Below are 12641 nucleotides of genomic sequence, written 5' to 3'. Positions count from 1 at the left end.
GACGGGATTTTCTGGCTTTTTGCTTGCAAAAAGAGCCAGAAAACTCCGTCCCTAACCGGCACTACTGATTTTCTTTTTCCTTCTGATTCAAGGCATTCACAACTGCCTCATACATCGGTTTCGCAGCCGGCGCAGCACCGAGCAGCTCTGAAAGTGTCATTCCATAAGCAAACTGGATCATCGGGCCTTCCAGCATTCCCGGTACCATCTGGTTGAACATCTCAACTGCGAGTGGTGCTGCAACGATTTCGCCAAGTGTGCTGTCCATACTGAATCTTTCTACAACAAGACTTGTCTCTGTGTCATATTCGTAATCATATACACCGGAACCAACTTCGTGTACTTCCTCTTTTTCCGGAAGAACGATCACTGCTGTAGTGTTGGCCGGAACTTCTACATGCACATGGATCTTTCCATTCTTGCAGGATGTATTTGCCACAATCTTTCCGTAAACAGATTCAAACTCTGTGCCCCACTCTTCAATGCCTTTTACAAACATTGGTTTTACCTGGAATTTTTTATATCCCGGCTCTAACTGAGATAATCCGGCAACTTTACGGTACATCCAGTCACCTACAGAACCATACGCATAATGGTTCAGAGAGTTCATTCCTGATTCATCAAATGTTCCATCTGGTTTGATTGAATTCCAACGCTCCCAGATGGTTGTTGCTCCCATATTTACTGCGTAGAGCCATGACGGATAATCTTCTTTCATGAAGAGAGTTGCCGCCATCTCATGTGCTCCATTTTCAGAAAGTGCATGGCAAATATAAGGTGTTCCAACAAATCCCGTAGACAGATGATTTTTATGATTTTCGATATTCGTAATCAGTGTCTTCAAGATACGTTTTCTGTCTTTTTCTCTTGCAAGATTAAAGTACAGGGAAATAATTGCACCTGTCTGTGTCTCGCTTACGATACGTCCTGTCTCTGTATAATATTCTCTCTGGAATGCATCCAAGGTTGTTTCATAAAGATCCGCATACTTTTTCGCGTCTTCATCTTTTTCCAGCACCTCTGCTGTTTTCTTTACAAGCTCTGTTACATACAGATAGTACGCATTTGCGATCATATATTTATCTGTTGCTCCGGTTCTGTCTGCACTCTCTTCTTTGTCCAGTGCAAGCCAGTCTCCATACTGGAATCCACTCTGCCAGAGACCATTCTCTTCACAGTTATTCTTGATGTAGTCTACCCACTCATGCATACATTTCCAGTTTTCTTCCAGAATGCCTTTATCACCATACATCTGATAAACAACCCATGGAACGATAACTGCTACATCACTCCATGCGGAGGAGCTGTACTGTCCCAGGATATCCGGCACAACATGTGGCACACCTTTTTCCAGGGAAGATTCTGCTGCCACATCACGCATCCACTTCGTGTAGAACAATGCTGTATTCCTGTTAAATGCTGCTGTCCATGAGAATACCTGTGCATCTCCTGTCCATCCGAGACGCTCGTCTCTCTGCGGACAATCTGTCGGAATATCAAGGAAATTTCCTCTCTGTCCCCATGTAATATTGCTCTGCAGCTGATTTACTTTCTTGTTAGAGCAGTTGAAATCACCTGTCTTTTCCATATCAGAATGTGTCACACAGGCAATAAACTGATCTGCTGCAAACTCTTCCATTCCTTCCACACAGATATAACGGAATCCGTGGAATGTAAAATGCGGACGGAAGATCTGCTCTTCTCCGTTGCAGATAAATGTATCAATTGATTTTGCCTGACGAAGTGTCTCCGGATAGAAATTTCCGTCTTTGTCGAGAACCTCTGCGTGACGGATCACGATTTTCTGTCCTTTCTCGCCTTTCACATGAACCTCAACAACACCTGTAACAATCTGTCCAAAATCAACCAGTCTCTCACCCTTTGGTGTAACGATCAGTTCTTTCCCTTCAATCTTCTCTGTAATGCGAACAGGTTCATTCTCCTGTGCTGTTAAAACTGCTTTATCAAAATCTTTAACAACAACTTTTCCCTCTGTAATCTCAGGTGTATCCGTGTCAATCGTCTCACCCATGTAAATTTCGCTGTAACGGATTTTCCCGGTCTTTACAGACCATGTTTCGTCTGTAGCGATCACATCTTTGCTTCCATCTTCATATTCGATATGAAGCTCCGAAAAAGCTCCTGCCTGTGTACCATAACGATTCGGCTCACAAGTAAATCCAAAAATACCCTTGTACCAGCCATTTCCAACTGTAATTTCGATTTTATTTTCCGCAACAAGCATTTCCGTTACATCATAAATCTGATACTGCAGTCTGTTGTGATAGCTTGTCCATCCAGGTGTCATACGGTAATCACCGACTGTCTGTCCATTCAGTGTCACTTCATATACACCATGCGCAGTTGCAAAAAGACGCGCTTTCTTTACCTTTTTATCAATTGCAAATGTCTTTCCAAATACCGGGCATGCTGTCTCTTCTTCAGAAAAATCACTTGTGATCATTTTTGCGATAAACTCAGTATTGTCAAAAATTCCTGTCTCAAATGTTCCTTCGATGGATTCTGCATTTCCATGGTTATCTGTCACAGATACCTCTACCTTGTAAAGCATTTCATCTGTCAGAATTTCTCCTTCATAAGGAATCAGAACAGACTGGTCTGATGCTTTTTTTCCACTGTTCCAGACAACTTTACCATTTTCATCAGTCACCTTTATTTCATATGCAGTCTGTAAAGTATCCTTCTCCTGTGACTCCATTTTCCATGAAAATCTTGGTGTCTTCTCTGTAAGTCCGATTGGATTTTCTCTGTATTCTGTTTTAAGATCATATAATTTCATCTATAATTCCTCCATTTCAAAGATACTATGCACAAAAAGGACAGAACCTTTTTTGGTAGTTCCGTCCTCTTCTCTTCAGTTTTATTTTGCTGTTTCTCTCTTCTGCAGTTCTGCCATAATCTCCGGATATCTCTTCTCAAGGTCATTTTTCATAAGAAGGATAAACATGATTACGAAAAGTGCAAGCGGAATATAGATACCAAATGTGAAGATTGCTGTATCTACTGCTGCCGGCTGTGTTGTAAGTGCTGCATTGTATCCGGCTGCTGCCAGAAGCCATCCGATCAGAGATGCTCCGATACCGGATCCAATCTTCATTCCGAAAGAGTTTGCACTGTTTGTCATACCTACGATACGTTTTCCGAACTTGTAATCATTGTACTCAACACAGTTATTTACCATTGGTCCAAACAGACACATCAGAGGAATGTTAGCAAATGTTGTTACTGCTCCACCTACAACACATGTCATAAGGCTGTATGGTGTAAATACTCTCACCAGGCAGGCTGCTGCTCCCATCGCACAGGAAATCATACAAGTTTTTGTCATACCTAATTTAGATGCCATCGGTCCTGTCAGGATGAATCCGAGGAATGTAGGAATCAGTCCAACTGCTCCGAGAAGTGCTACGATGTTATCATTTCCAAGAATATATTTTGCATAATAGGTACCACCGGAAGTACTTAAGCTGTAAGAAATATTCATTAAGAACTGCAGTGCAAGCATGATCACCCAGTATTTATTCTTGAAAAGAATTTTGATTCCTTCTACAAACGGTACGTCCTCGTCTTCACTTTTTCCCACGATCTGCACATTTTCTTTCGATACTTTATAAAGGATGAGCAATGAAAGCAGAGAAATTAAACCAAAAATAACTGCCACTTTAATCCATGCACTCTGTGTACCACCAAGCATATTTGTGATTGGAATCAGAAGGATTGCGATTACCATTCCTGCGATATATCCAAATGCTGCACGAAAGATTCCCATTTTACCACGTTCTTCCGAGCTTTCTGTACGGATTGCCATCAAAGCTCCGTATGGAATTGCTACTGCGGTATATACGATTGCTGTGAGCAATATATTCGTGATCAGTACATATGCTGCCTGTAAGCCACTACCCATATTTTTAGGTACTGTAAACAGTAAAACGATAGATACAAGTGCCGGAATTGCCATTCTTGAAAACCAAGGACGACATTTGCCTTTTGGTGATTTGCCATTATCCATGATTTTTCCCATTGCAAGGTCTAAAATGCATCAAAAACCTTTGCGATCAGAAGCATAGTGGCAACCATTCCCGCTGCCAGTCCAACCTTCTCTGTATAGAAGTAAGTCAACTGTCCAACCAGACAACTCATAATATTCAGCGGTAACTGTCCGAGACCATCGCCAAGATAATCTGTAAGTCTCATTGATTTCTGAACTCCCATTGAGTCCAGACCAAGTTCTTTTTTTGTTTTAGCCATTTTTGTCCCTCTCTTGTTTTTTCCTTATCCCGTTATTCTCAGCTTACTGTGAATAACAACTCTTTGTTACAATCTCATCCTATAATTGATTCAATGCATCTACCATCTGTTCCAGCATCTCTCTCTTGATTCCCGGAACAAAGCTAAGAAGCTGGCGAAGCGGCATTCCTTCCATCATTGCTGCCATCATTTCCTGATTTACAGCTCCGGATGTATCATTTTCCTGTGCTTCTGCCATATCTGCTGCCGCACTGTTCTGTGCCATTCCCTGCATGAAAGGTCCCATCACAGCCTGTGCCTTTGGATCACGCATCAGCTCTCCCAGACAGGTATTTAATGAATATGTTTTTGGAAGTTCTTTTGTAGAATGTACTGTGATTTCTTCACCTGCACACATCTGATCTGCATTTTCACCGATCATCACTTTATAAGTGCCTTCCTCTGCATACCAGTCATGGATCAATGTATTCCAGTAAGCAAAAGCTCTCTCATCCAGTGTAAATGTAACAGTCTTCTCTTCTCCTGCTTCTAAGAAAATCTTTTCAAATCCTCTCAGTTCTCTGACCGGACGGACAACCTCTGTCTCCGGTGCTTCTACATAAAGCTGAACAACTGTCTTACCTGCACGATTTCCGGTATTCTTTACTTTAACCTTTACTTCTACAGTATCTTTATCAGATATTTCTTTCTTATCTAACTGAATATCACTATACTCAAATGTTGTATAAGAAAGTCCATATCCAAACGGGAACGCTGTTTCCATTTTTCTGGATGTGTAGTAACGGTATCCTACAAACACACCTTCCTGATATTCTGCATTATCAAAGCCCTTTCCATAAGTCAGATAACATGGTGTATCTTCCAGACGGAGCGGAAATGTTTCTGCTAAGCGTCCACATGGATTTTTTATTCCGGCAAGTACCTCTGCAGTTGCTCTTCCAACAGCCTCTCCTCCAAGGTATGCTTCCAGGATTCCTGAAACGCTATCCTTCCATGGCATAATCACCGGTGAACCGTTATGAAGAACGATCACAACGTTCTTCTGTACCTCAAGCACTTTTTCTACAAGTTCGTTCTGACAATTTGGAAGATTCTTATGCTTTCTGTCATAGCCTTCTGATTCGAAGTTGTCCGGAAGTCCGAGGAAAAGAACTGCCACATCAGCTTCCGCCGCTGTCTTTACAGCTTCCTTCTGAAGTTCTTCAATAACTTCATCTTTCTCATCCTGATAGCCTTCTGCGAAAGTTACATTTGCAAGCTCCGGAATCGCTTTTGCAACTTCCAGTGCAGATTCCACTTTCCAGCTGTTGATATGAGAACTTCCGCCCCCCTGATATCTCGGTGTCTTCGCATATTTTCCGATAAATGCAATCTTCTTATCAGAAGTTAAGGGAAGAATATCATTTTCATTTTTCAATAATACCATACACTCTGCTTCGATATCAGCTGCTGCTGCGTGATCCTTTTCATAATCAAATACAACTTCTGTGTCACGGTTCTCTGTGTAGCGGAAGATCACATCCAGTACTCTCTCGCAAGCCTGATCAACAACGCTTTCGTCGAGTTTTCCTTCCTGTACTGCCTTCACGATCAGTCGATCATTCTCGTAATCTCCAGGTGGCATCTCCAGGTCAAGTCCCGCTGAGAGGGAAGATACTCTGTCATTGACTGCGCCCCAGTCAGAAACAACATAGCCGTCAAATCCCCATTCATCTCTTAAAATATCTGTCAGATACTTCTTGCTGTCTCCGACGAATTCACCATTGATACGGTTGTAGGAACTCATGATTGTCCATGGTTTCGCTTTCTTTACTGCACCTTCAAAGGATGCAAGATAGATTTCTCTGAGGGTTCTCTCATCGACATCAGAAGAATTTGTCATACGGCGTTTTTCCTGGTTGTTTGCAAGAAAATGCTTTGCACTTGTTCCCACATTCTTGCTCTGTACCCCTTCGATCAGTGCTGCTGCCATCTCTGTAGAAACATACGGATCTTCGGAATAATATTCAAAGTTTCTTCCGCAAAGTGGGGAACGTTTAATATTCATTGCAGGTCCAAGAATTGTGCTGACATCCATTGCCTGACATTCCTGTCCGAGAAGCTCTCCCTGTCTGCGGATCAAATCACGGTCAAAACTGGATGCTGTCGCACATCCTGCCGGGAAACAGATTGCTTTTTCGCTCTCGTTGATTCCAAGATGATCCGCTCCCTGTGCCTGTTTTCTAATCCCATGCGGTCCGTCTGTGACCATAACAGACGGAATCCCCAGTCGTTCGACACCCTTAAGATGCCAGAAATCTGCTCCTGAACACATTCCGGCTTTTTCTTCTAATGTCATTTGTAAAATCAGATTTTGTATCTCCTCTCTTGTCATGCTTTACCTCCATTCACATCTCAATCTCGTTTGATCTTGATGAAATTATAACTGTTATTTTTTTATATATATTTCATTTTTAAACTATTTTTTTCATTTTTAAACTGTTTTTGATTGACATATCACTTTGTTTTTATTACTATAAATACAAATGAACGGAAGGAGCACAATACCATGAATCTGAAATACAATATGGAAGACTTTTTAAAAATGTACTATTTTGATCACAATATTCCCATGTATATCTATGCAGACCATACTTTCGACACCTGTGTTCCACAACAGACTTCACTGACATTTCCCCCTCAGAAATATGTTGATATTCTTATCTCCAAGTCCGATAGAATATCATATTGTGCCACAACTTATGGGATTTATTTTGGCTGCCTGCGGTTAGATTTTGACATTACTAAGTATCTTATAATCGGTCCTGTTTCTAATGTGCCCTATTCAAAGGATACTCTCCTTAACATGTATCGTGATTATGTAATTTCGAATGAAAATAAAGATGAATTTCATGATTTTTTAAAAAAGATTCCACATATTACCAAGGTGTCACTGATTTCAAAACTGATGTTCTTAAATTACTGTATTTATGAAGAAGTGAAGAATCCATCTGATTTTCTCCTGAGCAATTCCTCACCCAAAACTCTGTCTCCTGAGATTGTCCAGATGAACTACGATAAAAAAGAAAACTACGTGTACAATAAATCATATGTGATCGAAGAAGCTATTTTAAAGCTTGTCAGAACCGGAAATGTTGAGGGGTTTCACTCTCTGCAGTTTAACAATGACAATTTTCACATAGGTGTTACCAGTAATAACGCTATCCGGCAATTGAAAAACAATATCATTATAAACACGACTCTCTGCACCCGTGCCGCTATAGATGGTGGTCTTGAATATGATACCGCCTATGAGCTTTCAGACCATTTTATCCAGCTTGCAGAACAGACGGATAATCCCGATATACTATACGAAATATTAGGCAAAACATCCTACACCTTTGCAGAGAAGGTTGCCCAGGCACAGACCCCTTTTTCCACAGATGAGCGCCTGCAAAAGGCAATTCGGTACATACAACAAAATACCAATCAGCACATTACGGTAGGCGATGTCGCCAGATATACAGGCTTCAGCAAATCCTATTTTTCAGCTTACTTTAAGGAAAATCTTGGATTTACCGTCAGCGATTTTATTCTCCGGTGCAAGCTCGAGGAAGGACGGCGTCTGCTTCAGTTCACAAATAAACCAATCAGTACAATCAGCACTTTTTTGTGTTTTTCCAGCCAGAGCCACTTTCAGACTGCCTTCAAAAAACAGTTTGGTATGACTCCAAACGAATACAGGCGCAAGCGGTCATAAACCGTCCTGCGCCTGATGATGTCACCATGATTGGATTCGATGATCTGCCGATTGCAGATTCTTTATATATTACATTTCTTATACTTCTCTTAAGTGCTGCTTAATCCTTGCAGTAAGTTTTCCATCCACATTATCGATCAGGATCGTATCTCCGCTGCCGACATTTCCTTCCAGGATCAGCTTAGCTGCCTCAGTTTCAACATTCTTCTGAAGATATCTCTTCAATGGTCTTGCACCGTAGGTCGGATCATATCCGCCTTCCACTACAAGCTGTTTGGCTGCTTCGGTAAGCTCGATCCTCAGTTCTTTATCAGCAAGCCGTTTGTTGATGTCATTGACAAGCAGACTGATGATGGAGTAGACATTATCTTTCGTCAGCGGACGGAACATGATCGTCTCATCCAGACGGTTCAGGAATTCCGGTCTGAAATGTGCTCTCAGATCATTCATGACCATTGCCTCTGCATCCGGCTTGATATCGCCATTTTCATCGATACCATCCAGCAGATAAGAGGATCCGATGTTGGATGTCATGATCAGGATCGTATTCTTGAAATCAACGGTACGTCCCTGTGAGTCCGTGATACGTCCGTCATCCAGTACCTGCAGAAGTACGTTAAATACATCCGGATGTGCTTTTTCGACCTCATCGAAAAGCACAACAGAGTATGGTTTTCTACGAACAGCCTCGGTAAGCTGGCCGCCTTCATCATATCCGACATATCCCGGAGGCGCTCCGATCAGACGGGACACAGAGTATTTCTCCATATACTCACTCATATCGATACGCACCATATTGTTCTCATCATCAAACAGATTCTCTGCAAGTGCTTTTGCAAGCTCTGTCTTACCTACACCGGTAGGTCCAAGGAAGAGGAAGGAACCGATCGGCTTGGTCGGATCTTTGATTCCTGCTTTGGAACGGATGATTGCATCAGTTACTTTCGTAACGCCTTCGTCCTGTCCGATGACACGTTTGTGAAGTTCATCTGCAAGGTGCAGTGTCTTACTTCTCTCGCTTTCATTTAATTTTGCAACCGGAATACCAGTCCAGCGGGAAATGATCTTGGCAATCTCATCATCGGTAACACTTTCATGAACCAGTGAAAGATCTTCATCTTTTACCTTTGCTTCCTCTTCTTCCAGCTGTTTCTGCAACTGTGGAAGACGTCCGTACTGAAGCTCTGCTGCCTTGTTCAGATCATAGCTTCTCTGAGCTGCTTCGATTTCACGGTTCAGCTGTTCAATCTGCTCACGGATCTTCTGTACATGTTCAACAGAATGTTTTTCGTTATCCCACTGTGCTTTCTGCTTTGCAAATTTTTCCCGTTCTTCAGCAAGTTCTTCCTGCAGTTTCTGCAGTCTTTCCTTACTCAGACGGTCATCCTCTTTTTTCAGAGCTGCCTCTTCAATCTCCAGCTGCATGATCTTACGGTTCAGTTCATCCAGCTCTGTCGGCATAGAATCCAGCTCTGTCTTAATGGATGCACATGCTTCATCAACCAGGTCGATTGCCTTATCCGGAAGGAAACGGTCTGAAATATAGCGGTTACTCAAAGTAACAGCTGCAACCAGTGCACTGTCTGTAATCTTGACACCATGGAATACTTCATAACGCTCTTTCAATCCACGAAGGATAGAAATGGCATCCTCAACTGAAGGCTCATCCACCATAACCGGCTGGAAACGACGTTCCAGAGCGGCATCCTTTTCAATATACTGGCGATACTCATCCAGAGTTGTCGCACCGATACAATGCAGCTCACCACGGGCAAGCATTGGCTTTAACATATTTCCGGCGTCCATTGCACCGTCTGACTTTCCGGCACCTACAATGGTATGCAGTTCATCGATAAACAGGATGATGTTTCCATCACTGTTCTTGACTTCTTCCAGAACTGCTTTCAGACGCTCTTCAAATTCACCCCGATACTTCGCACCTGCAACCAGTGCTCCCATATCCAGAGCAAATACTTTTTTATCTTTCAAAGCTTCCGGTACATCACCGCGCACGATACGCTGTGCCAAACCTTCTACCGCTGCTGTCTTACCTACACCAGGTTCACCGATCAGAACCGGGTTGTTCTTGGTCTTACGTGACAGGATACGGATCACATTCCGGATCTCTGCATCACGTCCAATGACCGGATCCAGCTTCTGTTCCCTGGCTTTTTCCACCAGATCTTCCCCGTATTTATTCAGAGTATCATAAGTAGCTTCCGGATTATCACTGGTTACTCTCTGATTACCTCTTACGGAAGAAAGCACCTGAAGGAAACTTTCCCTTGTAATTCCAAGCTCCTTCATCATACCTTTTATCTCACGGTTCGCATATTTCAGAAGTGCAAGGAACAGATGCTCAACGGATACATACTCGTCACCCATCTGCTTTGCTTCATCCTCACCATGGATCAGCACATTATTCAGGTTCTGGCCAATATACATCTGACCACCCTGCACCTTCGGGCGCTTCCGTAAAAGCTCTTCCACACGGTTCATCATCGTCTCTTTTGTAATACCCATCTTCTCAATCAGCTTGAGAATCAGGCTGTCATCTATTGTAAGCAAAGAATACAGAAGATGTTCCTGCTCAATTTCCTGGTTGCCGTAATCTGCTGCAATCTTTTCAAGGTTCTGCACTGCTGCCATAGAACTTTGTGTAAATTTATTGATATTCATAACATGAGTCCCTCCTTTGCCTTGCTATCTTTGTTCTATCCGAACTATAGCACGTGTTGTTAGCACTGTCAAGAGTCGAGTGCTAAATCTATATACATTTTTACTCCTCTGTTAAATCATCTGACTCAGAAGCTGAGTCCTGTCTATATAAAACGCTCCGGATTCCTTATCTTCCTCCGGCAGCGGCTTTTTTATATTCCATCAGTTTCTGTCTTGCCTCTGCATTCAAATGTCTCGGAACCTGGATCTGTACCGTTACATACTGATCGCCGTGGACATTTGCATCCTTCATCGAAACAATTCCTTTTCCTCTTAAACGTATCTTGCTTCCTGACTGGGTTCCTTCTTTGATCTTGCACATCACATCACCATACAGGGTATGCACTCTTGCCTCTCCACCAAATACGGCCGTTGTATAAGGAATATTGACTGTCGTGTAAACATCCATTCCTTTTCGTTCATAGCCTGCTTTCGGCTGAACAGTTACTTTCAGGAGAAGGTCTCCTGCCCCGCCCTTTCCGGTTCCCGGCATTCCTTTTCCACGAAGCCTTATGCTCTTTCCACTGTCAATTCCTGCCGGAATGTGTACCTCCAGCGTCTGTGCTTTTCCACTCTGATCTTGCAGGGTGATCCTTTTATCGCATCCAAAAGCTGCCTCATCAAATGTAACAGATACACTGGCATTCAGATCCTGACCTTTCTGATCAAAGCCTGCTGATCCGTGGCCACCAAATCCTCCGAACCCGCCAAATCCGGACCCATCGTCATAGAAACTGCTTCTGTGAAAGCCCTGGCTTCCGAAACCACCTGTGCTTTTGCTGCCGTTTCCATGGAATATATCTTTAAACATATCTCCGAAAATATCATCTGCATTTCCGGTAAAATGATACTCCTGATAGCCTCCAGGACCACTTTTGAATCCCTGGAAACCATTTCCGAATCCACTGCCCTGATAGCTGCCTCCTGCAGACTGGTCAAATGCGGCGTGTCCAAACTGGTCATACATCTTCTTCTTTTCCGGATCACTCAGTACCGAATACGCTTCTGTTACCTCTTTAAATTTCTTTTCTGCATCCGGATTCCCGGCATTGGTATCCGGATGATATTTCTTTGCCAGTTTCCGATAGGCTTTTTTGATCGTCTTTTCATCTGCATTCTTCGCTACTCCAAGCACCTCGTAGTAATCCCGCTTTGCTGCCATGTCCTGTCACCTCCTGCCTGTAAAACACCCCGGAGATTACTCTCCGGGGAAAACTTATCTTCTATATTAACCTTCAATTGTGATATACTTCTTCTCTTCTGCAACCGGTTTTGCTTCTTTTTTCGGAACGAAGAGTTTCAGAATACCATGTTTAAATTCTGCTTTGATGTCTTCCTCTGTGATATCTTCACCAACGTAGTAGCTTCTCTGGCAGGCTCCCGCATAACGTTCGCGACGGATATATCTTCCGGTTTCTTTCTCCTGTTCATCCTGATCAAGACCTTTTGCAGCACTGACTGTCAGATAACCATCTTTCAATTCTGCAGTAACTTCATCTTTCTTGAATCCAGGAAGATCAATCTCAAGCTCATATCCATCTTTCATCTCTTTGATATCTGTCTTCATCAGATTATTCGCATGATGTCCATAGAGCTTCTTTTCTGCTCTGTCCTCTGCTTTATCTGCATATCCGTAAAATGGAAATCCAAACCAATCATCATCAAATAAGTTATTATTAAAAATACTAGGCATCAACATAAGTCCTGTCTCCTTTCAAACACTCATAATACGTTCGGAACACTGGAAAGCAAACCTTTCTTTTTGTTCCCCTTCCTTTGTTCTATCTGTACTATAGCACGCATTGTTAGCACTGTCAAGAGGTGAGTGCTAATTTTTTTATGAAGAATTTGTGAACACTACGAGCCATGCAAAATGGTGAAAAAAACGCCCTGCAAGTTTACTTGCAAAGGCGTC

Annotated in this window: 6 protein-coding genes and 1 pseudogene; 1 reads left to right on the top strand and 6 read right to left on the bottom strand. The window is 42.6% G+C overall.

Features of this window, described 5'->3' with window-relative positions; translation table 11 throughout:
- Positions 1-61: 61 nt before the first annotated feature.
- The 3 genes and pseudogenes from G4407_RS05615 to G4407_RS05605 form a co-directional block, all read right to left on the bottom strand.
- Complete coding sequence (locus tag G4407_RS05615; protein ID WP_173688085.1) at positions 62-2800, bottom strand: alpha-L-rhamnosidase; 2739 nt, start codon at positions 2798-2800, stop codon at positions 62-64.
- A gap of 81 nt (positions 2801-2881) precedes the next feature.
- Positions 2882-4161 (bottom strand): annotated as a pseudogene (locus G4407_RS05610) (MFS transporter).
- Positions 4162-4348: 187 nt separating this feature from the next.
- Entirely contained in the window at positions 4349-6643 is a 2295-nt protein-coding gene (locus G4407_RS05605; protein ID WP_173688084.1) for a glycoside hydrolase family 3 C-terminal domain-containing protein, read from the bottom strand.
- Positions 6644-6853: 210 nt separating this feature from the next.
- Here G4407_RS05605 and G4407_RS05600 point away from each other — a divergent pair, with 210 nt between their 5' ends.
- Positions 6854-8008 (top strand): AraC family transcriptional regulator, encoded by a 1155-nt coding sequence (locus G4407_RS05600; protein ID WP_173688083.1) that lies wholly within the window; start codon positions 6854-6856, stop codon positions 8006-8008.
- A 78-nt stretch (positions 8009-8086) separates the two neighbouring features.
- On the opposite strand, the gene clpB is transcribed toward G4407_RS05600, so the two are convergent.
- The 3 genes from clpB to G4407_RS05585 form a co-directional block, all read right to left on the bottom strand.
- The gene (clpB, locus tag G4407_RS05595; RefSeq protein WP_173688082.1) at positions 8087-10687 is read right to left on the bottom strand and encodes an ATP-dependent chaperone ClpB; all 2601 of its coding nucleotides are present in this window, start codon (positions 10685-10687) and stop codon (positions 8087-8089) included.
- Between the two features lie 166 nt (positions 10688-10853).
- Positions 10854-11888 (bottom strand): DnaJ C-terminal domain-containing protein, encoded by a 1035-nt coding sequence (locus G4407_RS05590; RefSeq protein ID WP_173688081.1) that lies wholly within the window; start codon positions 11886-11888, stop codon positions 10854-10856.
- 66 nt (positions 11889-11954) lie between these two features.
- Positions 11955-12425 (bottom strand): Hsp20/alpha crystallin family protein, encoded by a 471-nt coding sequence (locus G4407_RS05585; RefSeq protein ID WP_173688080.1) that lies wholly within the window; start codon positions 12423-12425, stop codon positions 11955-11957.
- Positions 12426-12641: the final 216 nt, after the last annotated feature.

Source organism: Allocoprococcus comes (assembly GCF_013300725.1).
Lineage (GTDB): Bacteria > Bacillota > Clostridia > Lachnospirales > Lachnospiraceae > Allocoprococcus > Allocoprococcus comes_A.
This window is presented reverse-complemented; position numbering and strand designations above follow the sequence as displayed.

Coding starts and splice junctions, on each gene's coding strand:
- G4407_RS05605 (WP_173688084.1), bottom strand. CDS start 6,643: ATGACAAGAGAGGAGATACAAAATCTGATTTTACAAATGACATTAGAA.
- G4407_RS05615 (WP_173688085.1), bottom strand. CDS start 2,800: ATGAAATTATATGATCTTAAAACAGAATACAGAGAAAATCCAATCGGA.
- G4407_RS05600 (WP_173688083.1), top strand. CDS start 6,854: ATGTACTATTTTGATCACAATATTCCCATGTATATCTATGCAGACCAT.
- G4407_RS05590 (WP_173688081.1), bottom strand. CDS start 11,888: ATGGCAGCAAAGCGGGATTACTACGAGGTGCTTGGAGTAGCGAAGAAT.
- G4407_RS05585 (WP_173688080.1), bottom strand. CDS start 12,425: ATGTTGATGCCTAGTATTTTTAATAATAACTTATTTGATGATGATTGG.
- clpB (WP_173688082.1), bottom strand. CDS start 10,687: ATGAATATCAATAAATTTACACAAAGTTCTATGGCAGCAGTGCAGAAC.